Here is a 26,049-nt window from a genome sequence, read left to right as displayed (position 1 = left end):
AGGTCAATCAATTTTTCGATTGCTTCACGCGATCCGCCAATTGCATCAGGTCCATCCCTTTTAAAGCGCCTTCGATCAGCTCCGGCAATTTGTCCGGAGAGCAGCCGAAGCAAGGAATGCCGAATGCGGAGAGCTTGCGTGCCACGTCCTCGTCGTAAGCCGGCGCGCCGTCGTCCGAGAGCGCGAGCAAGCACATCGTTCGCACGCCGGACTCGTGCATATCGCGCAGCCTGCGGATCATCTCTGTCCGGTTGCCGCCCTCGTACAGATCGGAAATGAGCAGGAACAAGGTTTTCTTCGGCTCGGTTACGAAGGATTCGCAGTAGGCAACCGACTTATTGATATCGGTACCGCCACCCAGCTGAATGCCGAACAGCAGATCGACGGGATCGTTCGCGCATGCCTCGCTCAAGTCCACGACTTCCGTATCGAATGCGACGACGCGCGTCTCGAGCGAAGGCATGCTGGCGAAGATGGATCCGGTAATCGATGCATAGATAACGGAATTCGCCATCGATCCGCTTTGGTCGATATCGAGAATGACCGTCCATTCCTTGCTCTTGCGCGCACGGTCGAAGAAGTACACCTTTTCGGGTATGAGCAAGCGGCGCTCGATGTCGTAATGCTTCAAATTGCTGCGGATCGTCTTGTCCCAATCGAGTCCCGTCAGCGAAGGCAGCGGAGAATGGCGCCTTTTATTCAGCGAACCGGTCACCGCACGGGTCAATTCCTGGGCCAGCCGCCTGACGATCTCGTCCACGACTTCCCGCACCAGCGTCCGCGCCGTTTCCTTCGTCCGCTCGGGGATTTGGCCGCGCAGCGACATGAGCGTCGCCACCATCCCGATGTCCGGCTTGACCTGGGAGAGCAGCTCGGGCTCGAACAGCAGCTTGGTCAGTCCTTTGCGATGGACGGCATCCGCTTGAATGACCGACACGATGTCCGACGGGAAAAAAGACCTCACGTCTCCCAGCCACTTCGCCAGTCTGGGCGCAGAAGCGCCAAGGCCGGCCGCCTTCGCGCTGCCGCCCGCCGTACCGGCTCCCGGCCCCGAACCGCGTGCTTCCCCTGACGTTCCGTCGTAGATCGCGGCGAGCGCCTCGTCCATCAGCAGGCTCTCTTCGTCCAGCCGAGCGCCTCCGCCGGCCGCGCCGCCTGCGGCTTCCAGCTTTTCCTCGGCCGCCGCGCCCAATATCAGTCGCCATCGCTTCACTTGATCCGCATCCATCGTCGTCATCGGCTACAGGTCCCCGAAGTCAAAGTCGTTAAGCTCATCCAATCGCTCCTTTTCTTCCTCGTCCAGCGGGCGCTGCAGCGCTTCGCCGGATTGCTCGGCTCCCGTCCCCCAGATCTCTCCGAGCAGCTCGGCGATCGACGCCTTCTCCCGCGGCTCGAAGTTGCCGAAGGCGCGCCGCAGAAAGACGAGCGAGCGTTTGAAAGGTTCCGGATCCAGCCCCTTGATATATTCATCCAAATGCCGCCATAAGTAATCACGCGACAGCAGCGCATACCGATTGCGCATCGACAAGCCTTCAAACCATCCCGCGCCGAGATCGACTTCCATCCCCGGCGACAAGCGGCGCGCGACCTCGCTCGAAAACGCCGCTTCGCCGGCTTCGTTGCGCTCGAGCAAAATGGAAAACGCATAGCCGGAAAGCTTCGGGTTGCGGTTGTCGCGGACGGCAAGTTCCTTGAGCTTCGCCAGCCAGAGGCGCTCGTCGACCGCCGCGTAATGCTCCTGGGCAACCGCGTTCATGGCGTGAATGGCGGACATCATTTCCGTTGCCGCGTCGTCGTTGCAGCCGGACGCGCCATCCAGCGTCAAGCAGCCGCGCAGAAACAACTGCTGCAAAATCGGGAGCAGCGGCTCGGTATCGATGCGCCGTACCGAGCCGTACTGCATGAGCACCGACAGCTCGCGCTGCGTATGCGCGATTTGCGCGAAGCTCCCGGCATCGACGGCAAGCCGCTGCAGCGCTGCGACCGCTTGGCCCGCGACCTGCGGAAGCCCGCATTCGCCCGCCTGCCGGATAAGTCTCGCGGCATCCGCGATATCGCCGCATGCGAGCAATTGCTCGTGAATGGCATAAGCCGCAGCCAGCTCCACCGTCTCGCCCTTGATCGTCGCTTCGACGATCTCGATCTCCGCTTCGGGCGACCATTGCAGCACCCAGTGCTCGGCCCAGGTCGCGTCATTTTGCCGCCTGTGCTGCTTGCGGGCGAAGCGAATGCCCAACAGGGCGAGCCGGTGAAGCAGGATAGAACGATTGAGATCGAGAAACGCTGAATCCGCGGATTTGACGCTGCGATTTTCGCGAAGATCCAGCTCGAGATCCGCCGCGACCAACGATTTGTACTTGCCCAGCTTCAGCCTGGCGAGCTCGCGGTTCAGGTCGTCTTGAATCGGCGTCTGGCTGACTCCCTCGGGCAGGCTGCCGATCGCCGTGCCGATGTCCGTCCTGGCTAGCGCCTCGGCGACCACGGACAGCTCGCCGTGTCCGAACAGAATCGTCGCCGCGTCCCGCAGATCCTTCCAGGTCGGATATTCGCCTTCGCGCATCGCGGAGAGCGCACCCGCGAACCTTACCCCTTCGATCACGGAGGCCGTCGAACGGTAGGTGCCCCCCTCTCTCAATCTTGCCGCAACCGAAGATAAATACAAGGCCGGGAGCCGATCCATCTCGCGCTGCCGCATGCATTGCCACATCAGCTCGAAATACGCGGGCGCCGCATTGCCCGCTCCGTAACCGGAGTGCGAGGAGAGCTTGTAATAGGAATACGGCATCAACGTCATCTTCGTCGGCACGCGAGGCAGAAGCGCAAGCTCCTCGTCTGTCAGCGCCGGCAGCGCAAGGTCCAGCGCGGACGTATGATAGGCGCCGGTCAGGACAATGACCCGGCCGGGATCGTGGCCGCCGTCCAGCGTCTCGGCGATTTTGCGCCGCATGTACGCTTCGCGGATCTCGTTGTACGCCGCTTCGTGCGGGGCGAAACGCCGCTCATCCCCGGCCGTCCAGGCCCGCATCTCCTTCGAGAATTGCTCGATCGATTGCCGGTAAGCGCCGCGACGAAGCCGGTGTTCGAAATTTCTCTCCCAGTAAGTCTCGAAATCCGGTTCGCCCGAAAGCTCGGCGATGCGCGCGTAAAAGTCCCTCTGCAGCTTCGGCCCGTCCGTCTCGCCGGACACGCCGTCAAAGTTGTCCTCCCCCGGCGGAGACAGAGGCTCCTCCTCGCGGAGTCCGTCGGTCGCATGCAGCGGACCGGCATCGGTCGACCGCTCCTGCCGAAGCGCGTTCAGCGCCAGCGATATATCTGTCGGCAGGTCGATGAATTCGGCTTGGCTGCCATTGCGCGCAGCCCACCGCAGCGCCTGGTACTCTGGCGAATACTCGGCAAAGGGATACAGCAGCGTACGTACGGGCAGCTGCGCCGTATAGGCGAGCAGCGCGACCGGCGGCACGACGCCGCGCGCGACGAGCTGGCTTGCCAGCGCTCCGGCGTCGGCGGGGCCTTCGATCAGTACGGCTGTCGGTCTTACCTCGTCAAGGAGGGCGAGAAGATGATACGAACCGGCCGGCGACAAATGCCGGATGCCGAAATAATGAGGCTCCCGTGCCGCGTTCACCGGTTCATCTCCGTACAGGCGCCGTATAGGCTCCGCCAGGAGGCTCCCCGCTTCTTCATGACATTTTCCAAATATTCCTTCCAGGCGATTCGATCCTTCTCCTCGTCCTTCACGATAGCGCCCTGCAAGCCTGCCGCCACGTCCTCGTCGCTGATCCGGCCGTCCCCGAAGCTGCCCGCAAGCGCCATGCTGCCGGTCAGCAGCGAGATCGCTTCGGCCGTGGAGATGACGCCCGTAGGCGGCTTCACCTTCTCCTTGCCCTCGAGCGTCGTGCCGCTTCTCAATTCGCGGAAAATGGTAACGACCTTCCGGATCGTATCGTCGTCCGGCTGAGCGGCTTTGAGTTCATAGTTGGACGAGATCTCGCCGACCCGCCTGCGCACGATGTCGATTTCCGTTTCCAGGCTGGACGGCGCGGGAAGCACGACGATATTAAAGCGGCGCTTGAGCGCGGCCGACATCTCGTTGACCCCGCGGTCTCTGGTGTTGGCCGTGGCAATGATCGAAAAGCCGCGCTCGGCAGCCGCCTCCCGGTTCAGCTCGGGAATGGCGATCGTCTTTTCCGACAGAATGGAGATCAGCGCGTCCTGCACCTCGGAGGCGCAGCGGGAGATCTCTTCGAAGCGGGCGATGCCGCCGCACTCCATCGCGCGGAAAATCGGGCTGCGGATCAGCGCCTGGTCCGACGGTCCCTGCGCGAGCAGCATCGCGTAGTTCCAGGAGTATCGGACATGCTCCTCGCTTGTACCGGCCGTTCCTTGTATGACCTTGGAGGAATCGCCGTGGATCGCTGCGGTCAGATTTTCGGAAAGCCACGACTTGGCGGTGCCGGGCTCTCCGATGAGCAGCAGCGCACGGTCTGTGAGCAGCGTCGCGATCGCCATCTCGACCAGCCGCTTGTTGCCGATATATTTGGGCGTAATCGTCGTGGCTCCCGCCTGGCCGCCCGTTATAAACGTAAGGACGGATTTGGGAGACAGCTGCCAGCCGGCAGGTTTGGCCTCCTTGTCCGCTTCCTTCAGTGCTTCGAGCTCCTCCTCATACAGCCGCTCTGCCGGCAATCTCAGGACATCTTGCTTTTGAGCCATCCCCACAATCCCCTTCCGTTCTCCTCTTCGGCCGATTCCGGCGCTTGCTCGATCTCGTCGATCTGCGTCATCCATTCGGCGCGCAGCGATTCGTACGTCAGCTTCTCGCCGAACGCCCGCAATCTCGGCGCGTACGATTTAGGCATGCTGGCGACGAGACGCCGCTGCTGCCCGTTCATGTAATACATGTTTCTCGCTGCTCCCCGTTCGAGCAGTTCCATGAAGCGCTCCGGCGCTTCCTTGTACCGGATCCGGAACAGCGTCGCGAGCATATCGCCGGCATCCTTGACGCCCCATCTGGCTTCGCGCAGCTTGCCCGTCAAATAGGCCGTGACCTCTTTATCGGGCCGCTGGGCGAACATGCAGACGAGACCCGGCTGGTCGAGCCGGATGAACAAGGACAACCATCTCGAGTCCCAGGCTTCCTCCCGTGCGACCGGCTCGCCATATCGGTCTTCGTCTTCGTCGTAGGCATCCCGGTAAACGACCTCGCGAATGGCGGCGAGCAGCTCCTTGGCCGTCTTGGACTTGGCGCTGTTGAACTGACCCGCATATCGATCGTACACCGCGGTCGGAGTCAGCCTGCGGAATGCCGCCCGGAAGCCGTATCGGATGAACGGGCCATTGCCCCCGTTTCCCAGCTCGATGGCCAATTGGTCCGCTTCCGGCAAATCCATCTCGAGCAGCAACTCGGCAGCCGCTTCCTGCGCGTTTTCCGTCTCGGGGACGAGATACGCGCCGGTGGTCAGCAGCCGCTGCACGAACGGAAAAGCTTCGGACGCCATCTTCTTGCCCGCTCCCTCCAGGGCATGCAGCACGACCAGAAGCTGCCCTGACGCTTCCGTTCTAAGTTTGGCTTCGCCGTTCGAATATTGCGCCAGCGCCTGCTCGCCTTGACGGATCAACCGCTCCAGCAGCTGCGGCGACCCGCTCTGCCTGATCGGCTCGACCGCGATCTCGCCGTCTTTGGAGACGGCGGCTTCGTACAATCGGTCGAGCGCAGGCGCCGTCCCGATGCTCGCCAGCGCAGCGTAAGCGGCCGCGCGGACGTCCTTCCGCTTATCCCGGCTGAGCGCGAGCAGCAGCGGCTCTTGATCGGCGTATGCGCCCAATATCGAGATCGCCGCCAGCTTGACCTCCGTCGAGCCGGTGGAGGCGCCTTCCGCGACGAGCTCGAGCATCGTGGCGCCCAGCTGCCGGTGAAGGAGCTGCAATCTGCGGCCGTCGCCTTTTCCGCCTTGCAGGTTAAGCTGGCTCTGCAGCACGGGAACGGCGCTCGCTCCGAAGGCGGGGATTAGCTTTTCTTGCACGAAATCGGGGATCTCCGCATAGCTGTCCTCCAGGGCCGCGCATACCGCGGGCAGCGCGCGCAGGTCGAGGAAGCTTCCATCTTCATAGGAAACCCGGATTTGCTCCAGCCGGCCCTGACCTTTGGTCGTCAGCGCTTCGATGAACGGATGGAGCTTGCGGTAAGGAATGTCCGTCGCAAGAGCGATTCCGGCGCCTTGGACCGGTTGCGGTTCACCCGCCGCATCCGTCTTGCCCTGCGTATAAAGAATGGCGACCAGCAGCGTCGACAGCTCGAGCAGCTTGGCAGCGCTGTCCTCCCTGCTCGCGCCCAGCAGCTCCTCGGTCGCAGCGGCCAGGCGGTTAAAGACCGGCGCGGTTTCGCCCAGCTTTTTAAGTCCGGGCAGCAGCCTGTTCAGCCTAAGATCGTTCGCCGCCATGGCGCTCCCCGCGATGAATAACCGCCGCGTCTCTTGCTGAAGCTCGAACAGAATGTCTATGCTCATAATAGATTCTCCTCTAGTAGAGCAGCCGAATGATTCGGCTGTCCGTGACGATGCTCATCAGCTGCACGCTCAGTCGGTTGTCGTCCAGTCGATGGCTGAACATGACCAGCGCAGCCTGGTCCTTCAGATCCTTTTCATCGAGCAAGGCGATCAAGGAAGAGGTCGCTCTCCCGTTTGAAGTCAAATCCGAGACGGGCAGCAGCTTTCCTTGCGCATCCCGCAGACAGAGACCGTCCGCCGTTTTGTCGATGGAACGGTATGCGACCAGCATGGCGGGCGTTTTATCGGCCAGCGGATTTTTGATAATGTTCTTGACCTGCTTGACGACGTCCGCATACGACGAGGCCGCCGCCTTTTTGACTTTGGCAAGGTCGTCTAAGGCCGCATCCCGCTGCGTCGCCGCCTCCCAGCGTACTCTGGCGTTGAACTCGCCCGGATAGACGAACAGCTCCTCCGTCCGAATGACCGCACGTACGGTATCCTCTTCCTTGAGTGCCCGAGCTGCCCGAAACGGACGCAAATGGCGGGTACTGCGAATCGTGCCGTCGCCAAGGTCGGCCCACCAGCCCGCGTCAACGAACTCGCCTCGCGCCGCATCCGCGTACGACAAAAACGAGAGCTGAAGCAGCTCTGCATCAGGCTGCACGCGGCCGTATTCGCGGAGCTCCGCAAGCTGCCAGGCATGGCCGAGCTGTTCCTCCAGGGACGAATCGGTCTCCATGGGAAGCTCCGGATCGTCCATTCTTTTTTCCAAATAGGAGACGCCCTTTTTCGCCAGCGAATGTAGATAAAGCAGCTGCTCCATCGCTTGCGAATGAATGGATTCGCGGTCTCCTTCCGTCTGCATCGTATGTACGAGCTCCCTGAGCTTGGCTTGCACGCCGGGAATGTAATGGTTGCCGAGCTGCTTGGCCTGATCTTCGATCATCTGGACCGTTTTTTTGTCTACGCTTCCCAGTCCCGATTGGACGAGCTGCAGGACGAGCTTTTCCAGCAAACGAAGACCCTCGAGCTGACTGGCGAACTTTTTAACGAGCGCGTTTTTGTTAACTTTTCGTTTTGCCGCCGGCGCGTTCCCGACGGATTCCGCCGCATCTTTCTTCTTTTCCTCGCGCTTCTCGGCCTTGTCTCGCTTATCGGCAATGTCTTGCGGAACTTCCGCTTGCGTAAAGGGGTTGCCCATCGCGCGCGCATAGAGCAATCCGAGCGCATGCTTGCACGGGAATTGCCGGCTCGGACACGAGCACCTAAAAACCGGATTCGCCTCGTTGGCGAAGTCGACGGAGCATCTGTACGGTTCCTTGCCGCTGCCCTTGCATTCTCCAAAGAGCAAGGTACCGTCCGGACTTTCGTTCAGGACCGGAAAGCTGTTTTTCTTGACCAGGTCCCGGCCGTTTTTAATTGCGCCGGCGTTCGGCGCCAAGCTGTCGACGTAAGCTTCCGTGATCGTGGGCATGGTTGACCTCGCAATTCGGATTGATGGCCGTTCTTTTCACTATTATGCTATATGCAAAACATGGCTGACTCACGCTTTAACTACTTCTATTACCCTTTTAATTGGAAAAATAATCAGGGCACGTTCGTTCAAGTCTAGCAGATCATAAGAACGCTGCGCAAAAAAAATAGCCGATTGCTCGGCTTGGAGGTTGCAGCATTCTCGGTTGGATCCATGAAGCCCGGACTTCTTTGCCTTCAGGACGTCGCCTGAATGGCGGGTGCCGCTTCGCCGGATGCGGCGAGCTTCTTGTCTCTCGTGCCCGACACCTTGCCGATCAGATACACGAGCAGCTGGCGGTTATGGGCGGACAGACGGTCGAGCGAGCGGTTCACGATATCGCTGCGGATGCGCAGCCCGCGTTCGCGCTCGGTATGGCCGAAGTCGGTCGTGCTGATCCACACGATGCGGCGATCGTTCTCGTCGCGCGTACGCTTGACGAGGCCGTTGCGCTCCATGCGGTCGAGCAGCGTCGTGACCGCCGCCGGCGTCGTCTCCAGATGCGGCAGCAGCTCGGAGGGCTTCATCGGCTCATTCGCCTGCAGCAGCTCCAACACTTGAAGCTGCCCTCCGGTCAACTGCGGGGACATTTCCGCTTCCATCTGCGATTGCCAATCCTTCGAAAGCTTCATCCAGCTCTTCACGAACTCTGCAGCCGGTTCCACCTCTGGATCACCTCTCCTCTTCGGAATGAAGCCGATACGCTCTACTTCTTTAATTATATTCAAACCCGATGTCGAAAGATAGATTAAGCGCATTAATGATTTACGTCATAAATCCGCAAGGTGTGGTACGGGACGACAGCCTATGACATATAATGCTGACAGCTGGCGGTAGCGGCCGCCATGCGTGCGGTTGAAAAGAAGGAGAGGTCTTCATGGCTGTAGAGGACGAACGCATAAGGATGATCGGCATCATGGCGCGCGAAGCCGGTATTATAGATGATCCGGGGTGGCTGAGCCGGCTGACGGAGCCGGTCCCTCTGTGGGTCGTGTTGGAAATGATGCTGAAGTGGATCGACCGTTACGATCCGCAGGACGGTCCGTACGATTGAGGCATGCGGACGGATACAGCCCCGGTCGCGATGCGGCCGGGGCTGTTTCTACTGTGTTTTTCCGGCTATCTCGCCTCTCGCAGCTGCTTTCTGCCACGGTTACACGGTTTTTCCGGCTATCTCGCCTCACCATGCGGCTATCTGCCGGCCATCAGATCAATGCGTCTGCGGCGGCAGCGGCTTGAGGAACGTCTCGGACAGCGGATCGGTCCGCTCGATCGCGCCTATCGTTCGGCCGGTGCCTCTGCGGTCCTCGAGCGGCGTGCTGTCGGACCGGAACTCGCCGTATGCGCCGCCGGCCGTCACTGTCACGATACCGACATCGTCCTTGACGTAATACGCGGCGACGAGTCGGGTGCCGTTCGGACGTACGCGCTTGCCTTCTTTGATCTCGAACGTCTGGATCCCCTTGCCGCCGCGGCCTTGCGGCGGATAGTCGAGGAGCAGCGAGCGCTTGGCGTAGCCGTAGTCGGAAATGACGAGAATCTCGCCTTCGTCGCCCGATACGTGCAGGCCGTCGGTGACGGCGTCGCCCTCGCGCAGCTGGATGCCCCGAACCCCGCCCGCTACGCGGCCCTGCAGGCTCACGTCGGATTCCTGGATACGAATGCTGAGCCCTTGCTCCGTAACAAGCAAGATCTCCTGCGGCGTATCGCTGCGGAAAGCCGAGCGGACCTCGTCTCCGTCCGCGACCTTCACGGCCGCGATCGCCGCGCTCCGGTTGGTCGCATATTCGGCCATCAATGTACGCTTGACCTGGCCGCGCTTGGTCACGAATACGAGCGCCGGCCCTTGCTCGCCCTGTTCGGCCAGCGCCTTCCATTCGCCGGCCTTGACAGGAATGACGGCCATAATCCGGTCTTCCTTAGGCAGGCCGATCAGGTTGACGATCGCCGTCCCATTTTCCTTCCACTTGAACTCGGAGATCTGATGCACGGGCAACTGGTAGTACATCCCCTTCTGCGTGAACAGCAGCAGCGAATCCAGCGTATTGAGCTGCAGGCTCCAGCGCAGCTGGTCGCCCTCCCGAAGTCCGGTGCTGCCAAGATCGCCGCCGGATCGCGTAAACGACAGCATGCTCGTGCGCTTCACATAGCCGTGGCGCGACAAAGTTACCAGCACTTCCTCGGCAGGCACGGTCACTTCGAGATTGACCTTGAGCTCTTCGACCTCGCCCTGAATGACGGAACGCCGATCGATGCCGAACTTGCCGCGAATCTCGCCGAGCTCGTCCTTGATGACGCCCATCAGCTTCTTTGGATTGTTCAAAATGCCGCGCAGCTGATTGATTTTTTTCATCGTTTCGGCGTGTTCCTTCTGGAGCGAGTTGATCTCCAGATTCGTCAGCCGGTATAATTGCAGCGTCAAAATCGCATCGGCCTGACGTTCGGAAAACTCGAATTTCGCGACCAGATTGTTTTGCGCGTCCTGGCGGTTTTTGGATGCCTTGATCGTCTCGATGACGGCGTCGAGCAGGTTCAATGCCTTGACGAGTCCTTCGAGCACGTGGGCGCGGTCTTCCGCCTTTTCGAGATCGTACTGCGTCCGGTGCGTGACGACCTCGCGCTGGTGCGCGACATAAGCGTCCAGCATCGCCTTGACGCCGAGCTGGCGCGGCGCCTTGTTGACGATGGCGACCATGTTGAAATTGTAGGCGACCTGCAGGTCGGTTTTTTTGAGCAAATAGGCGAGAATGCCCTCGGCGTCCGCGTCCTTCTTCAGTTCGATCACGATGCGCATGCCGGCTCGTCCGCTCTCGTCGCGAACCTCGGCGATGCCTTCGACCTTCTTTTCGAGCCGAAGCTGATCGATGCTGTTGACGAGCTTGGACTTGACGACCTGGTAAGGAATCTCGGTCACGACGATCTGCTGCTTGCCGCCGCGCATATCCTCGATCGCCGTCTTGGACCGTACGTAAATGCGACCTTTGCCGGTCTCGTACGCTTCGCGGATGCCGTCCTCGCCCATGATCCGGCCCCCGGTCGGGAAGTCCGGTCCGCGCATGATTTTCATCAGATCGGCCACCGTCATGTCGGGATTGTCGATAAGTGCCGTACAAGCGTCGATGACCTCGCGCAGGTTGTGCGGCGGAATCTCGGTGGCGAAGCCGGAGGAGATGCCGCTGACGCCGTTGACGAGCAGGTTCGGATAGCGCGCCGGCAGCACGACCGGTTCCTTGGTCGTGTTGTCGAAGTTGTCCTTGAACAGGACTGTGCGCTTGTCGATGTCCCGGAGCAGCTCCATTGCGATCGCCGACAGACGCGCTTCGGTATATCGCATGGCCGCCGGCGGATCGTCGTCCATGGATCCCCAGTTGCCGTGACCGTCGACGAGCGTATGCCCCATCTTCCACGGCTGCGCCATGCGCACCATGCCGTCGTAAATCGACGAGTCGCCGTGCGGATGATAGTTGCCCATGACGTCGCCGACCGTTTTCGCCGATTTGCGGTACGGTTTGTCAGGCGTGTTGCCGGAATCGAACATGGCGTACAATATTCGGCGCTGGACCGGCTTCAGGCCGTCGCGGACGTCGGGAATCGCCCGGTCCTGAATAATATATTTGGAATAGCGTCCGAAGCGGTCGCCAACGACCTCCTCCAGAAACGCCGGCAAGAAGTTCTCGAGCAAGCTCATAAAAGTCTCTCCGTTCTTATTCCTCGTATTCCGTGAAGTCGACGTTGTCGATGATCCAGCGCTTGCGCGGATCGACCTTGTCGCCCATCAGCGTTGACACGCGGCGTTCCGCCTTCGCGGCGTCCTCGATCTGTACCTGCAGCAGCGTGCGCGATTCGGGATTCATCGTCGTCTCCCACAGCTGCTCGGGGTTCATCTCTCCGAGTCCCTTATACCGCTGCAGTTCGGCGCCTTTGCCGATTTCCTTGAGATAGTTCTGCAGCTGTTCGTCGGTCCAGGCATAACGCACGGTCTCAAGCTTGCCGGATTTGCGCGTGAGCTTGTAGAGCGGCGGCTGGGCGATGAATACCTTGCCGGCGTCGATCAGCGGCTTCATGTACCGGTAGAAAAACGTCAGGAGCAGCACTTGAATGTGCGCGCCGTCCGTATCGGCGTCGGTCATGATGATGATCTTGGAATAGTTGCATTCCTCGACGTCGAATTCGGGGCCGACGCCGGCGCCAGTCGCCGCAATGATCGCCTTGTATTCCTCGTTCTTCAGGATGTCGATCAGCTTGGCCTTCTCCGGGTTCATCGGCTTGCCCTTGAGCGGCAGGATCGCCTGGTACTTGGAATCCCGTCCCTGCTTGGCCGAGCCGCCGGCGGAGTCGCCCTCGACGATAAACAGCTCATTGCGCGTGTAGTCCTTGGACTGCGCCGGCGACAGCTTGCCTCCGAGACTGGCGCTCTCGCTCCGCTTCTTGCCGCTGCGAATCTCCTCGCGCGCCTTCCGGGCCGCTTCGCGAGCCTTGGAAGCCTGCACCGACTTGCGGACGAGCTGCTGGCCGACCTGCGGATTCTCCTCGAGGAACACGGCCATCTTCTCCGCCACGACGGCGTCGACCGCGCTGCGCGCCGAGGCGCTGCCGAGCTGGTCCTTGGTCTGTCCGACGAATTCGACGTCCGACATCTTGATGTTGATGACGGCCATCATGCCTTCGCGCAGATCGCTGCCCTCGAGATTCTTTTCCTTTTCCTTGAGCTGGCCGATCTTGCGGGCGTATTCGTTCATGACGCGCGTATACGCCGTCTTGAAGCCCGTCTCATGCGTGCCGCCGCCCCGCGTCGGGATGGCGTTGACGAACGAAGCGATCGTCTCGGTGTAGCCGTCGTTGTATTGCAGCGCCACCTCGACCTCGATATCGTCGCGCTCCGCGGTGAAGTGGACGACATCGTGCAGCACCGTCTTTTCCTCGTTCAGAAACTGGACGAACTGCTTGGCGCCGCCCTCGTAGTGGAATACGTCTTCCTTGCCGGAGCGCTGGTCCTTGACCGTCACCTTCAGGCCGGAATTCAGGAACGCGATCTCCTGCAGGCGCTCGGACAGCGTATCGTAATTGATCGAGACATTACCGTGAAAGACCTTGGGATCCGGCTTAAACGTCACCTTCGTGCCGTTCTTGTTCGTATTGCCTAGCACCTCGAGACCCGTTACTGGCTCGCCGACATGCTCCCTGCCGTCTTTGTCGACCCAGGTCTCGAAACGCATACGGTGCGTCTTGCCTTCGCGATAGATCTCGACCTCGAGCCACTGCGACAAGGCGTTCGTGACGGAGGCGCCGACGCCGTGCAGGCCGCCCGACTTCTTGTAGCCGCCGCCGCCGAACTTGCCGCCGGCATGTAAAATCGTAAAGACGACCTGTGGCGTCGGCACGCCGGTCTTGTGAAGTCCGGTCGGAATGCCGCGCCCGTTGTCCTGCACGGTGACGGAGTTGTCGCCATGGATGGTCACGTCGATCCGCGAGCAATGCTTGGCCAGATGCTCGTCGACTGCGTTGTCCACGATCTCCCAGACGAGATGGTGCAAGCCCGAAGAGGTGGTGCTGCCGATGTACATGCCGGGCCGCTTGCGGACGGCGGTCAGCCCTTCAAGCACCTGTATGTCGTCCGCTCCGTATGTCGTACCCGCCTGCGCCGCGCTCTCCGCATACAGGTCTGTTTGTTCGGTCACGAATGATCCCCCTTGCTGCTTCTAGCGTCCGTCAAGGACGCGCCTTCCGTTCATTTTAAGCTAAAAGGCAGAAAATGCACAAGGCGTCCGTAAAGTAATGATGCCCCGCAAACAAAAATAACCGCCTGCGTATGCAGAAACGGTCATGTATTCTGTCGTTAAGAGTGTAACCGGACTCGCGCTAGCTGGCAACGACGATTTTTTTGAGCAGCCGAATATCGGTCGTATGATCCGCTACCGTGGAGGCAAGATCGTTAAATGCAACCGCGTGCTCGGTGTTTTTTGCGACTTGCTCGAAGGTAGCGTCAAGCTTGGTCTCGATCCGGTCAACCTTCTGCTCTACGCGTGCCAATCGCAGGTCGAACCGGTCCATCCTTTGCTCGAACTGGTCCATCTTTTGCTCGAACCGGTCCATTTTCTGCTCAAAATGGTCCTGTTTGCTTTCCATCCGATCCAACCGTCCCACTACGTCTCCAAGCGTCTCCGCAATCTGCCTTAACAACTCGTCGTTCATCGTGTCTCACCGTCCTGGTTTTAATTATAGCATGGACGAGAACGGTGTCGAACCCACGTTTAAAACTTCCAATTGCCGTTGACAAATGGAATCTCCATCCATACGTTAAGCCAAAATGTCCTGTTTCGTGAACACGGCAAACGATACAGCGATCGCGGCCAGCGACCAGACGCCCAGCACGATAAGAGAGAATCCGAGCGTCATGCCTTCGATCGGCGGCGGCGAGCCCTGCAAATAAACGGACAGGTCGAGGTTGACGTTAAACAAATATTTGGCGCTGTGCCATGACGAGGCCATGTTCGCGAGGATCGAGCCGGAGATGACCGCGGCCATCATCGTAACGAGGCTCGCGGCCGTGCTGCGGACAAGCACCGATACCATGAAGGCGATCACCGCCACCGTCATGGCGGAAAACCATACGAGTCCGAGCTGCATGAGCATATAAGCCCCCTGCGTTATCGCATGAACGCCCGTCGTATCCATGTTCGAGCCTTGCAACCTGAAGCCGACGAACACGGGTTCGCGCCAGCCGCCGTAACCGAAGACGAGACCCGACACTAGATAGCTGACGACGGCCGTCGTCACGAGAATCAGCGAGACATACATCGTAAGCGTGACCAGCTTGGACGCCAGAATGCGCCACCGGCGTACGGGCCGGGTCAACAGCATCTTGATCGTCCCGCCCGAGCGTTCGGAGGAAACGATATCCGATGCTATGGCCAGCACCATGAGGGGGATAAACAAGCCGACGGCGTTTTGCAAAAACGTGTTGGTGAAACGCACCGCGTTCGGCGTGTTCGGATTAACGTCCCGGTCGAGATAATATTGCAGCTGCTGCACGAGCGCGACCCGCCACTTTTTCCATTCCTCGGGAATCCGGTCGCTCGTGAGCGCGTTGTTGTTGTCGGCGATGCGCTGACGCAGCTCCGCCCGCCAGTCCGTATATTTGCCCTGGCCGCTCTGCGCGATTTTCATTTGCGCGTACACGAATACCGGTACGAGCGCGAGCAAAATAAGAACGATGACGACAAACCGCTTTTTCTTCCACACTTTGACCGTTTCGTTGCGGATCAGTTCAAGATCCCGCCGCATCGCGTTCGCCCCCCGTCAGCGAGAGAAATAATGACTCGAGCGTCGGCACGACGCGCTGCACAGCGAGCACGCCGACGCCGGCCGACGCGCAGCGGGCGACGACGTCCGGAATATCTTCCTGGCGCACCCGCGTCGGCACGGCGCCGGGCAGCGCGAGCAGGACGGACTCGTCCAGCAGCGCGCGGTCCAGGTCCGCGACGTCGACGCGCGGATCGGCCGCCAACAGCCGGCGTCCCGCTTCGGGATCCTCGAACAGCCACAGCGTGTGCGCCTCCGCCTGGGCGATCATCTCGTGCACGTCGCCGACCGCGATCACGCGTCCGCCGTCGATGATGGCGACGCGGTCGCACAGGAGCTGGATCTCGCTCAGCAGGTGGCTGGACACGAACACGCTCATCCCTTGCGCGGCCAGCTCGGCGATAAAGGCGCGCAGCTCCTTGATGCCCTTGGGATCGAGCCCGTTGGTCGGCTCGTCCAGAATGAGCAGCTTGGGCGCGCCGAGCAGCGCCTGCGCGATGCCGAGCCGCTGCCGCATGCCGAGCGAATACGTCTTGACCTTGTCGTGGATGCGCGCGTCCAGCCGTACGATTCGCGCCACCTCTTCGATGCGCGCGTCGCCGATGCCTTCCTGCATGCGCGCGAACAAATCGAGATTTTCCCAGCCGGTCATATAGCCGTACATCTCCGGATTCTCGACAATGCACCCGACATGACGCAGCGCCCTTTCCGGATGCTTGTTCACGTCCTCGCCGCAGACGAGCACCCGGCCCGTGGTCGGCTTGATCAGATCGACCAGCATGCGGATCGTCGTCGTCTTGCCCGAGCCGTTGGGACCCAGGAAGCCGTAGATTTCCCCGGCGCGGACGTCGAAGGTCATATTGTCGATGATCTTGCGACCCTTAATCGTCTTCGATAGCCCTTCGACCGAGAGCACGGGCGTCCCATGCCTGGCGCGATCGGCGTTCGCCGTCCCCGACGAAGCCGAGACATCGGCGCTTTTGTCTTCCGCTTTTACATCCGTCCGCATCCCTGCTGCCCCCTTTATCAATTAAGCGCCTGCGCCACGCGAACCGCAATGCGGGCGTAGCCCGCTCCGTTCGGGTGGAAGTGATCCGAGGACAAATAGCGCGCCGACTGCTCCTGGAACATATCGGCCGTCGGAACGACGACGATGTTGCCGTCGTCCCCGGCTGTTCTGACGGCATAGCCGTTCCAATCCGCAAGGATGGACGCGATCGGCGCCCGCAGCTGCGCAAGCTCGTAAAACGGATTGTATAGCGCGACATAGACGATTCGAACGGACGGATTCAATGCGCGGAGCTTCGTAAATACGGCCTTGAGCCGCTCCTCGGTTTTCGGCAGCCGCTGCTTCGCCAGCTCGGGATCGATGCCGCCGCCCTCCGCGATCGACCCGCCCGTTTGCTGCGAAGAACGGAACAAATCATTGCCGCCGATCGTGAGCAGGACAAGATCCGCATCCGCCACCGCATCCTGCATCGCTTTGCCGTCCAGCAATTCGTCCAGTCCGGCGGCTTCGAGGCCGCTGACCGCGAGATTGCCGTTTAATCTGACCGGCTTGCCGAGAGACTTGGAGAGCTGCGAGAGACTGTCCTCGACATAGCCTTTGCCAGCGACGTCGCCTACGCCTCGCGTGAGCGAATCGCCGATGGCGATTGCCTTGATCTCCGGCAGGCTCGTCCATTCGCCGCCCGTCTGCGGGGCAGCTTGCGTCGGCGCAGGCAGCGTCAGTCCCTTCGCCGGCGCCCACGTATCCTTGAGCGCCCAGCCGAATCCGAGCAGCAGCAGCGCCGTGCACAGCAGGCATACCGTACCCAATACCGGCCATAGCCGATCTTTTCTCCTTCTCAAGCCTCCCCCTCCTCCTGACCGCATCGCTCCAGCCTATCCGCGGCTTTCTGAGCAGCGGTTTAGAGCGGCGTATTCCGTTTCCCTCAATTTACCGAATCGGATCCGCTTTTTCAAATCCAATCGAAAAGCCGAAAAGCTCCCGCCCGATTCCCGGACGGGAGCGCTGCCCCATAACGATTAAGCCGATAAAAACCGGTACTGCGCTTCAATCAGGTTGCGATAATGTCCCGGTCTGCGCATGAGCTCGTCGTGATTGCCCCGATCGACGATGACGCCGTGGTCGAGCACGAGGATAAGATCCGCATGGCGAATCGTGGACAGCCGGTGGGCGACGATAAACGAGGTGCGGTGCTCGAGCAGCGTGCCGAGCGCCTCCTGAATGCGGACCTCTGTCTCGGTGTCGATGCTGGCGGTCGCCTCGTCCATGATGAGGATGCGAGGATCGGCCAGGAGCGCGCGGGCGAAGGACAGCAGCTGGCGCTGTCCCATCGACAGCGCGGTTCCGCGCTCCTGTACCTGCGTATCGTAGCCGTCCGGAAGCTTGACGATAAAGTCGTGCGCGCGCACCGACCGCGCGGCCGCCTCGACCTCTGCATTGGTGGCGTCCGGCCGGCCGTAACGGATATTGTCTCGAATCGTTCCGGAAAAGATGAACGTATCCTGCATGACGATCCCGATCTGCCGGCGCAGACTATTAAGCGTCGCGTCGCGCACGTCCATGCCGTCGATGAGCACGCTCCCCGAGGTCACGTCGTAGAAGCGGCAGAGCAGATTTACGATCGTGCTCTTGCCCGAGCCGGTATGGCCGACGAGCGCGACCGTCATGCCGGGCTTGATGTCGAAGCTGACGTCCTTCAGCGCCAGACGGTCCGGATCGTAGCCGAAAACGACATGGTCGAACTGCACGCGTCCGCGGACATCCGGCATCGGCTTCGCGTCTTCCTTCTCGGCCACGATCGGCTTCTCGTCCATGTATTCGAATATCCGCTCTGCCGAAGACATCGAGATGAGCAGCTGGGAGTACATTTGTCCGAGCCGGTTGATCGGCTCCCAGAAGTTGCTGACGTAGGTGATAAAAGCGACGAGCACCCCGACGGTCAATTCGTCCTGCTTGATCAGGTGCGTGCCGTACAGCAGCAGGATGAGCGTGCCGATCGCCGAGGTGACCTCGATGACGGGCCCGAACAGCTGATTGAGCGAGGAAGCGGTGTTCCAAGAGCGGATGCTGCTGCCGTTCAGGTTATCGAAGAAGCGCATGTTCTCCTTCTCCTGCGCGAACGCCTGCGTCACCCGCATGCCCTGGATCGCCTCGTTCAGATGCGAGTTGATGCGGGACTGCTTGATGCGCACGGTCTGCCAGGCCATCCGCGTGCGCTTGCGCAGCGAGGAGGACACGATAATGAGCAGCGGTACGGTGATCATGACCGCCAGCGCCAGCTTCGGCTGCAGCACGAGCAGGATGACGACGATGCCCGCGAGCTGGGCGATATCGATCGCCGAGTTGACGACGCCGTTGGACAGCAGATCCTGCAGCGCGTTGACGTCGTTGGTGATCCGCACGAGTACGGAGCCCGCAGGCCGTTTGTCGAAAAAGCGGAAGGACAACGTCTGCACATGCTTGAACAGCGCCGAGCGCAGGTCGAATATGACGTTTTGCCCGATATCGTTCGTATGCCGGATCGTATAGTTCTGCGCCCACCAGCGCAGGCCGTACATGGCGACCATGACGCCGAACACGATCGACAGGTACCCCATGCTCCCGCTGCCTCCGTCCGGATCGATGACCTTGTCGATCGCCAGACTGATCAGATACGGAACCGCGAGCCGTGTCAGCATGCCGAACACCATCATGACGAATACGACCCGCGTTACCGAACGCTTGTAAGGCTTCAAATAGTCGAACAGCCGGGCCATCTGCTTCCAGTTGAAAGACTTTTCGATCAGGACGTCGTCCTGGTATTGAAACTGCCTGCTCATCCGCTCACCCTCCTGCCGCCTGCGGCGTCTTCGCCGAGTTCGTCCGGCCGGTCCGCATATTGCGTGCGGTACGTCTCCCGATACAGTCCCGGCAGCCGTACCAGCTCCTCGTGTCTGCCGCGCTGAACGACATGCCCCTTATCCAAAACGAGAATCTCGTCGGCGTGCCGAAGCGAGGAAATGCGGTGGGCGATGATGAACACGGTGCGTCCCGCCATCACCTGCCGCAGCGCCAGCTGGATGCGATGCTCCGTCTCCATGTCGAGCGCGCTCGTGGAATCGTCGAGAATCAGCACCTGCGGACGGATCAGGAAAGCGCGGGCAAGCGCGATCCGCTGCTTCTGTCCGCCGGACAGCCCCATGCCGCGTTCTCCGACGATGGTATCGTAGCCGCCGGGGAGCTCCATGATAAAGCCGTGCGCGTCGGCCAGTCTCGCGGCTTGCTCGATCTGCTCCTGCGTTGCGTCGGCGCTGCCGTAGCTGATATTTTCCCGGATCGTCGTCGAGAAAAGGAACGATTCCTGGAACACGATTGCGGTCCTGCTCCGCAATTCGTCCAAATCGAGCTGGCGGATGTCGGTATCGTCAAGCGTGATCGCGCCGCTCGTCACGTCGTATGCGCGAAGCAGCAGCTGTACGACGGTAGACTTGCCCGAGCCCGTGCCGCCCAGAAGGCCGATGACCGAGCCGGGTCCGGCGGTCAGATTGAAGCCTGTCAGCGCGGACGGCTGATGCTCATGGTTCGGATAGCGGAAGTCCACGTCGCGATAGCGAATGAGTCCGATTCCTTCAGGTTGGGTCCGGATCGGATGCGCCGGCGGCTGCACGTCCACATGCCGGTTGAGGAGTTCGAGCAATCGTTCGCCCGCCGCCTTCGATTGCGTATAGTTGTTGATTTGAAAGCCGAGCGTCCACAGCGGCGCGACGATCATGCCGAGCATGCCGTTCAAGGATACAAGGTCGCCGAGGGTCATATGATGATGGATGACGCGCCAGCCGCCGACGAGCAGAAGCAGGGCGATGCTGAAGCTGGCGACGAATTCGATGATCGGGAAGTATGTAGCCCATACCCCGGCGAGCGAAAGATTGTTTTCTTTGTACTGGCTGTTGCCTTCGTCGAATTTGCCGTACTCGTGGCTCGCGCTGTCGTACGACTTGACGGTGCGAACGCCCATAATGTTCTCCTGGACGCTGGTCGTCAAACGGCTGATCGCGATCCGGATCGAACGAAAAATCGGATGGATCTGCAGCTCGAAGCGGATGGCGAAGTAGCCGATAATCGGGATGATCGCAAGCGTCATGAGGCCCATCGTCCAGTCGACGTAGAACATCATGCCGAAGCCGAACAAGACCAGGAACAACGTGTTCAGCAGTTGGGCGAAGCCGAAGCCGATAAAGTTTCGGATGCCTTCGATGTCGGCCGTCAGACGTGACATCAGGTCCCCTGTCCGCGCTTGGTCGTAAAACGAAAACGATAATTTCTGAAGCTTGTCGTAGCTGGCGTTGCGCATGCGGTAGGCGAGCTTGTTGCCGAGACGTCCGCCGCAAAAGCCGTGCACGTACTGAAAAGCTGCCTTGACGACGATAAGCGAGACCGCAAGCAGTGCGAGCTCCATAATGCCGTCGAATTTCTTGGGCGCGATCACGTCGTCGATCAGCGCCCTGAGGAGCAGCGGATACACGAGACCGATCGCCGTAGCGATGGCGAGTCCGAGCACCGAGCCCGTCAAAAAACCTTTGTCCGGCCAGAAAAATTGCTTGAGGCCTTTGAAAATATCCAAGCGACAGTCCTCCCCTGTGAGCATCCCCACGGAAGTGTAACAGGATTGTCACAACCGTTCAAACGCCGTATGCCGCAAGGAGAAACGCTGAGTAAGTAGGAGAGCGATTAAGCATGGAAATGAGACCGATATCTCTTAAATCATCCTATTTAAGCCCTTACACCCGTATATGTATTAGCAAAATGAGGCAATCGGGAGGAAAAACAAGCAAAAGCCCCTCTAGCATCGCGTGACGATGCGAGAAGGGCCGATATGCGACGATACGGAACGGTTAAAAAATCGGCTTAAACGCCTGATTTTAGCGTTTGCCATTCGCTTTGCAGGCGCCTGAGCGCGTCCTCGAGCCCCGGTGTCTCAAGCGCGTGCCTTACGCCGTCGGCGTAAGCGGTCAGCTCCGCCGAAAGCCGGAACGCGACGGCTTGGAGCTCCTCTTCGAAGGCGGCCGCAAGCCTGGCTGTCCAGGCTTCCCGAATGCCGGCGATCCAGGCGTCGGCTGCCTGGAACAATGCGGCCTCGGACTCGTTTCTGAGCGCTGCGCTGCCCTCGCGCTCGAAAAAGTGCTTCGGACTGCGGAACGCCTGCCAAAGCTTGCGCGTTTCCCAATCCGGGCCGGCACCGAAGGGCTCCGGCACAGGAAGAGCGAGCGACGGCGCGGCAGGCGCCTCGGTCTCGAAGCTGCCGAGGCCGGCCCTGGCGATCCCGTCCTCCACCTGCCGGCCGATGACACGGCCGAGTGCGGTCTCCATGCGCAGGCTGGCGGACCGCAGCTCCTGCTGCAGGTCCTCGCCCACGCCACGCTTCAAGTCCAGCCAGCAAGATACGATCAGCTTGCGCAGGTCGCGGCCGTCGTCCTGAAGCACGGACGGATGGAAGGCCGTCATGAAGTGCTCGCCAAAACGGTACTGTACTCTGCGGCGCAAATGATACAGCTGCTCGCCCAGTTCCTCGACGAGCGGCTGGATCGCCGCGCCCGGCGTTCCCGCCGTCCAGGCTTCCCGCAGCGTCTCTGCGGCCTGCAGCATGACGGCGGCGGAAGCCTGACGGCTCGCCGCATCCTCGCTCGCGGTGCCGAGCAGCCCGTCGATGCGGGCGCCGATGCGATCCAGCTGCTTGCGCGCCGATGCGAGCGCCAGGCTGCCCAGCTCCTCGTCGGCAAAGCGCCTGAATGCGGCCTCGAAGTCGGCAAGACCTGAATTCCGGCGTCCGGCCGCGTCGCCCGCCAGCTTGGCTTCGAGGCCGAGGAGGCTTGAGACGGGATAGATGCGGGGCTGCCGAATGCCGTGCTTCAGCAGCTGCGACTCGACGTGCGCGGCGACGCCGGCCAGCTCCTCCGCCGAGGTGGCGAGATCCGCGGCGTTCAGCACGAAAAACATCTTGTCGAGCTCGAAGGCGTCCTTGACGCTGCCGAGCTGGTGCAGGAAGCTCCGGTCCGCTTCGGTAAAGGCGTGATTGTAATACGTGACGAACAGGACGGCATCCGCGTTTTTGATATACTCGAAGGCGACGCCCGTATGCCGCGCGTTGATCGAGTCCGCCCCGGGCGTGTCTACCAGCACAGCTCCGCTGCGGGTCAGCGGCGAGTCGACGTGCAGGTCGGCCGAGGCGACGAAGCAGGATGCCTCCTCGTCCGCCACGTAGCGGCGGTAATCTGCGCCTTCCGCCGTAAACGAAGTGCCGAGCAGCGGCCCGTAGCGCTCCCAGCCGCGTGCGGCGGCCCGCAAAAAGGCCAGATGCGGCCGACCGCGCGGATGGATGTCGTCGGGCGACATGCGCGACGCCAGGGCAAACAGCTCCGCGGGGCCAGACGCGGCCTCGATGTCGCGCTCACGGACGCCGAGGCGCGAGAGCGAATGCGCCAGGTCGCTCCGCATATCGTCCGCTTCCTTCATATAGATGCGGGCCGTGCCGTGAGGCGCGTCTTCAGCAGGCGCCACGATCCGGTTGATCGTCGCCGTCGTCGGATTGGGCGATACGGGCAGCGCCGGCTGTCCGACGAGCGCATTGGCGAAAGACGACTTGCCGGCGCTGAAGGCGCCGAACAATGCGATCGTGAAGCGGCTGTCCCGCAGCTGCGCGGCCTTGGCCGACAGCGCGTCGCGCTGCCGCGCGAGCTCGGGGAATGGCGCGAGCATCGCGGCCCCGCGCTCAAGAATCGCTGCGGCGCCTGCGGAGGCGCCGTACGAGGCGCTCTCTCCCGCTTCCGCCGCCTCTTCCGCAGCTGCTTCGCCGCCGGCCATCGACAGATTCAGCGACGGCGCGGCGTCCATTGGCACCGGCTGCGACCCTATTTGCTCCCCGAGGGTCGCCGGCGCCGGCAGCTTCAGCTCCGCCAGATCGGCCACGCCTTCGATCGGCAGCATTTCGACCAGCTTGCGTTCGGCTGCGTCCGCCTCCGCATCGAGCGCCCGCAGACCGTCGGCGGCCTGTTGCCTTTCATCCAGCTCGTTCACCGCACCTGCGAGCTCTGCAGCCGCCGCTTCTCGCTCCGGCTGTCGACTGGCGACGATGTCCTCGAAGCGCTCAAGCGACGTTTTCCGCACCTTTCTTTTCCATTCCGCGCTCAGCTCGGACGCGTACTGAAGCGTCGCGTCGCCGCCGGCTCCCGCACCCGGCTTGACGAGAGACGCCATCCACGAGGCGTCCGGCGCAGGAAAGGTCGCCTCCAGCGACGCTTCCCATGCCGGATCGCCGATTCCGGCGCTTCTCGCTTCGCGGCGCAGCATCGCTCGCACATGAACATGCAGGTTCGCCTCAGCCTGCGCCGAGAAATCCAAGGCGAGCTCCTGAAGCCTGCGCTCCCGCTCCGCTTCGGTCTTGGCGCCGCTGCCGAGCCAGCCGACCTTAAAGCCCGCCTGCCGGCTCTCCAGCACGGCACGCGCTTTTTCGCGCGTCTCCGCCGGCGTGAGCCCGGCGTTCCCGAGCAGCTGGTCGAGCTCGCGCTTCAACCCGTCCAGCTGCCGCTCGCCCGCCGTCTTCGCCGCTTCCAGCTCCGCGGCCAGCGCGCCGCGCCGCTGCACAAGCTCGGCAAGCCCGCTCTCTCCGCCCGCCTGCGCGAGCAGCGTTTCCCGCAGCTGCGCCTGACGCTGCAAGATCCCTTCCTTGAATTCGCCGGCCAGATGCACCGCCGAGCGGTCCGCGCTATGGAGGAGCAGCTTCTCTTTTTCGCCCTTCAGCGCCTCGATAACGCGAAGCAGCTCGCTCATCTGCGAGAGCGGGTGATCGGGCCGCCGCATCGACAGGAACAAAAGGCCCGCCAATTCGATCCGCCATGCCTCCAGCGCGCTGGCGAGTCCCTCACGGAACGCTTCGAAGCGCACTTCGCTCTCGCGGTGCTTGTCGATCTGGTTCACGATCAAATATGTCGGCTTCCCCCATTGATGCAGCATGCGGAGAAAGCGGAAGTTCACGTCCGACAATACGTGGTTGTAGTCCGTCACGTAAAAAACGACGTCGGCCAGATGCAGCGCGGACTCCGTAGCTGCGCGATGCGCGCCGTCCGTGGAGTCGACTCCGGGCGTATCGACGAGCGCCAGCGATTGTCCGAGCAGCGGGATCGGATAGCGGACGTCGATCGACGACACGCCTTCCCCGTCTACGGCAAGATCGCCGAGACGTTCGACGGATACGCCAGGGATCTCCTTGACCGAGCCGTCCTTGCCGACGAACTCGACCTTGACCGCCGGTTCGCCGTTAGCGATCGTGACGACGTTGGCGCTCGTCGGAATCGGCGACGACGGGAGCAGCTGCGCGCCGCACAGGGCGTTCACGAGCGTCGATTTGCCTGCGGAGAAGTGTCCGCAGAAAGCCAGCGTGGCGATGTCCAGCGACAGCTTCCCCGCAAGTTCCGTCAGCTTGCCGCTGGTCGAGGCGTCTCCGGCTTCTAAGGCGGCTTGTGCCATCCTTTGCAGCGCTTCGCTGTACCCTTTCAAGCTGCCATCCGCCGCGACGGGCCTTTCCGTCACGGTTTCCATTTTCCCCGCCGTCATGATACTGCTCCTCCCCGCTTGCCAGCCGCCATCGGCTTCATTCTTCGCTTGCCCTCCGGACAAATGTCCAGCAGCGGGCATATCTCGCATTTCGGACTCTGCGCCTTGCAATGATAGCGCCCGAAAAAGATGAGACGGTGATGCGTGAGCGTCCATTCCTCCCGCGGCACGAGCTTCATCAATTTCTTCTCCACCTCGAGCACCGAGTCGTCCGGCTTCGCGACGGAGAGCCGCTTGGACACCCGCTCCACATGCGTATCGACCGCAATGGCGGGCACGTCGAAGGCGTTGGACATGACCACGTTGGCCGTCTTCCTTCCGACGCCCGGCAGCTCTGTCAGCCCCTCGTGGCTGGCTGGCACTTCGCCGTCGTATTTGTCGATCAAAATTCGGCTCAGCTTCTGGATGTTGGCCGCCTTGTTGCGGAACAAGCCGATGCGCCGAATATCGTTTTCCAGCTCTTCGAGCGGAACGTTCAAGTAATCCTGCGGCTTAGTATATTTCTCGAACAGCGTGGCGGTGACGCGATTCACCGTCTCGTCCGTGCACTGCGCCGACAGCAGCACGGCGATCGTCAGCTCGAACGGGTTGCGGTGGTTCAGCTCGCAGTGCGCGTCCGGGAACATTTTGGCGATCTCGTCCAAAATATATCGCATCTTCGTTTTGTTCATCGCTTGCTTCCATCTCCCATGCCTTGTTTCCCTGTTTAAGCATTAACTTTCAGTGTAGCGGAAGTTCGGCGATTCGACAAGAAAAACGGCCCGGGAATGGCACCTGATGGTCCCTGTAAATTTGGCGCATTTGAAATTTGAGGAGTGGTGAGCGCTTGTGGACAGCTTAATTAAACAGCCATTTTTTGTAGATTCGCCGATCTTCGCCCGCGTCGTCCACTCGCCGCCAAAGCCTGCAAAAATACATCTTTTATTGAAATTATCGCCCCCATCGGACAAAAAAGATGCGAAAATGCAGGTATTTTCCTCCGTCAGGCTGCTTTCCGGCATTTGCCTTGAATTTACCTGCGTATTTGCAGTTATTTCATCAACTGCTGCCGAAGGGCAGAAAATACATGTATAAATGCAGGTTTTCTCCCCCTGTCGCACATCCGGATAGCTCCCTTGCGCCGTTTCGCGCTACCTCTCCAACTACCTTCG

The 26,049-nt window shown here is 61.1% G+C and carries 18 protein-coding genes; 2 read left to right on the top strand and 16 right to left on the bottom strand.

The genetic code is table 11. The features are described from left to right. Positions 1–7: 7 nt before the first annotated feature. From KB449_RS11390 to KB449_RS11365, 6 genes are all read right to left on the bottom strand, one after another. Positions 8–1,237, bottom strand: a complete 1,230-nt coding sequence (locus KB449_RS11390; RefSeq protein WP_282908483.1) for a VWA domain-containing protein — start codon at positions 1,235–1,237, stop codon at positions 8–10. Between the two features lie 3 nt (positions 1,238–1,240). Then, positions 1,241–3,625, bottom strand: coding sequence for a DUF5682 family protein (locus tag KB449_RS11385; RefSeq protein WP_282908482.1), 2,385 nt, complete (start codon positions 3,623–3,625; stop codon positions 1,241–1,243). Continuing rightward, positions 3,622–4,713 carry an ATP-binding protein gene (locus KB449_RS11380; protein ID WP_282908481.1) on the bottom strand — a complete coding sequence of 364 codons (1,092 nt, stop codon included), beginning with the start codon at positions 4,711–4,713 and terminating at the stop codon, positions 3,622–3,624. Before KB449_RS11380 ends, KB449_RS11385 begins: the two co-directional genes overlap by 4 nt. Further along, a complete protein-coding gene (locus KB449_RS11375) occupies positions 4,689–6,506 on the bottom strand; it encodes a HEAT repeat domain-containing protein (protein ID WP_282908480.1) in 1,818 nt (605 codons plus the stop codon). Before KB449_RS11375 ends, KB449_RS11380 begins: the two co-directional genes overlap by 25 nt. A gap of 13 nt (positions 6,507–6,519) precedes the next feature. Further along, complete coding sequence (locus KB449_RS11370) at positions 6,520–7,962, bottom strand: SWIM zinc finger family protein (protein ID WP_282908479.1); 1,443 nt, start codon at positions 7,960–7,962, stop codon at positions 6,520–6,522. A gap of 236 nt (positions 7,963–8,198) precedes the next feature. Continuing rightward, complete coding sequence (locus KB449_RS11365; RefSeq protein WP_350356217.1) at positions 8,199–8,666, bottom strand: MarR family winged helix-turn-helix transcriptional regulator; 468 nt, start codon at positions 8,664–8,666, stop codon at positions 8,199–8,201. Between the two features lie 212 nt (positions 8,667–8,878). On the opposite strand from KB449_RS11365, the gene KB449_RS11360 reads away from it, so the two are divergent. Then, positions 8,879–9,055, top strand: coding sequence for a hypothetical protein (locus KB449_RS11360; RefSeq protein ID WP_282908478.1), 177 nt, complete (start codon positions 8,879–8,881; stop codon positions 9,053–9,055). Between the two features lie 156 nt (positions 9,056–9,211). On the opposite strand, the gene gyrA is transcribed toward KB449_RS11360, so the two are convergent. The 10 genes from gyrA to nth form a co-directional block, all read right to left on the bottom strand. Further along, positions 9,212–11,689, bottom strand: coding sequence for a DNA gyrase subunit A (gene gyrA, locus KB449_RS11355; RefSeq protein WP_282908477.1), 2,478 nt, complete (start codon positions 11,687–11,689; stop codon positions 9,212–9,214). A gap of 16 nt (positions 11,690–11,705) precedes the next feature. Next, positions 11,706–13,679 carry a DNA topoisomerase IV subunit B gene (parE, locus tag KB449_RS11350; RefSeq protein ID WP_282908476.1) on the bottom strand — a complete coding sequence of 658 codons (1,974 nt, stop codon included), beginning with the start codon at positions 13,677–13,679 and terminating at the stop codon, positions 11,706–11,708. A gap of 181 nt (positions 13,680–13,860) precedes the next feature. Next, positions 13,861–14,193 (bottom strand): hypothetical protein, encoded by a 333-nt coding sequence (locus KB449_RS11345; RefSeq protein ID WP_282908475.1) that lies wholly within the window; start codon positions 14,191–14,193, stop codon positions 13,861–13,863. 105 nt (positions 14,194–14,298) lie between these two features. After that, positions 14,299–15,285 carry an ABC transporter permease gene (locus tag KB449_RS11340; protein ID WP_282908474.1) on the bottom strand — a complete coding sequence of 329 codons (987 nt, stop codon included), beginning with the start codon at positions 15,283–15,285 and terminating at the stop codon, positions 14,299–14,301. After that, positions 15,269–16,312, bottom strand: a complete 1,044-nt coding sequence (locus KB449_RS11335; protein WP_282908473.1) for an ABC transporter ATP-binding protein — start codon at positions 16,310–16,312, stop codon at positions 15,269–15,271. Before KB449_RS11335 ends, KB449_RS11340 begins: the two co-directional genes overlap by 17 nt. A 17-nt stretch (positions 16,313–16,329) precedes the next feature. Then, positions 16,330–17,154 carry a GDSL-type esterase/lipase family protein gene (locus tag KB449_RS11330; RefSeq protein WP_282908472.1) on the bottom strand — a complete coding sequence of 275 codons (825 nt, stop codon included), beginning with the start codon at positions 17,152–17,154 and terminating at the stop codon, positions 16,330–16,332. Between the two features lie 177 nt (positions 17,155–17,331). Further along, a complete protein-coding gene (locus KB449_RS11325) occupies positions 17,332–19,131 on the bottom strand; it encodes an ABC transporter ATP-binding protein (protein WP_282908471.1) in 1,800 nt (599 codons plus the stop codon). After that, positions 19,128–20,912 (bottom strand): ABC transporter ATP-binding protein, encoded by a 1,785-nt coding sequence (locus tag KB449_RS11320; RefSeq protein ID WP_282908470.1) that lies wholly within the window; start codon positions 20,910–20,912, stop codon positions 19,128–19,130. Before KB449_RS11320 ends, KB449_RS11325 begins: the two co-directional genes overlap by 4 nt. A gap of 284 nt (positions 20,913–21,196) precedes the next feature. Next, positions 21,197–24,898, bottom strand: coding sequence for a dynamin family protein (locus tag KB449_RS11315; protein WP_282908469.1), 3,702 nt, complete (start codon positions 24,896–24,898; stop codon positions 21,197–21,199). Continuing rightward, positions 24,895–25,569 (bottom strand): endonuclease III, encoded by a 675-nt coding sequence (nth, locus tag KB449_RS11310; protein ID WP_282908468.1) that lies wholly within the window; start codon positions 25,567–25,569, stop codon positions 24,895–24,897. The genes KB449_RS11315 and nth overlap by 4 nt, the downstream gene beginning before the upstream one ends. Positions 25,570–25,726: 157 nt before the next feature. Between nth and KB449_RS11305 the strand changes: the two genes are divergently transcribed. Then, positions 25,727–25,972: a hypothetical protein gene (locus KB449_RS11305; protein WP_282908467.1), complete on the top strand. Its 246-nt coding sequence runs from the start codon at positions 25,727–25,729 to the stop codon at positions 25,970–25,972. Positions 25,973–26,049 lie beyond the last annotated feature (77 nt).

The sequence above is a fragment of the Cohnella hashimotonis genome (genome assembly GCF_030014955.1).
GTDB classification, from domain to species: domain Bacteria; phylum Bacillota; class Bacilli; order Paenibacillales; family Paenibacillaceae; genus Cohnella; species Cohnella hashimotonis.
Note: the sequence above shows the minus strand (reverse complement) of the source record. Positions and strands in the feature narration are given on the sequence as shown.

What these genes read in the sequence shown, in the direction of transcription:
- KB449_RS11360 (WP_282908478.1), top strand. Translation starts at nt 8,879, where the DNA reads ATGGCTGTAGAGGACGAACGCATAAGGATGATCGGCATCATGGCGCGC.
- KB449_RS11325 (WP_282908471.1), bottom strand. Translation starts at nt 19,131, where the DNA reads ATGAGCAGGCAGTTTCAATACCAGGACGACGTCCTGATCGAAAAGTCT.
- KB449_RS11390 (WP_282908483.1), bottom strand. Translation starts at nt 1,237, where the DNA reads ATGACGACGATGGATGCGGATCAAGTGAAGCGATGGCGACTGATATTG.
- nth (WP_282908468.1), bottom strand. Translation starts at nt 25,569, where the DNA reads ATGAACAAAACGAAGATGCGATATATTTTGGACGAGATCGCCAAAATG.
- KB449_RS11370 (WP_282908479.1), bottom strand. Translation starts at nt 7,962, where the DNA reads ATGCCCACGATCACGGAAGCTTACGTCGACAGCTTGGCGCCGAACGCC.
- KB449_RS11315 (WP_282908469.1), bottom strand. Translation starts at nt 24,898, where the DNA reads ATGACGGCGGGGAAAATGGAAACCGTGACGGAAAGGCCCGTCGCGGCG.
- KB449_RS11345 (WP_282908475.1), bottom strand. Translation starts at nt 14,193, where the DNA reads ATGAACGACGAGTTGTTAAGGCAGATTGCGGAGACGCTTGGAGACGTA.
- gyrA (WP_282908477.1), bottom strand. Translation starts at nt 11,689, where the DNA reads ATGAGCTTGCTCGAGAACTTCTTGCCGGCGTTTCTGGAGGAGGTCGTT.
- KB449_RS11375 (WP_282908480.1), bottom strand. Translation starts at nt 6,506, where the DNA reads ATGAGCATAGACATTCTGTTCGAGCTTCAGCAAGAGACGCGGCGGTTA.
- KB449_RS11340 (WP_282908474.1), bottom strand. Translation starts at nt 15,285, where the DNA reads ATGCGGCGGGATCTTGAACTGATCCGCAACGAAACGGTCAAAGTGTGG.
- KB449_RS11380 (WP_282908481.1), bottom strand. Translation starts at nt 4,713, where the DNA reads ATGGCTCAAAAGCAAGATGTCCTGAGATTGCCGGCAGAGCGGCTGTAT.
- KB449_RS11335 (WP_282908473.1), bottom strand. Translation starts at nt 16,312, where the DNA reads ATGCGGACGGATGTAAAAGCGGAAGACAAAAGCGCCGATGTCTCGGCT.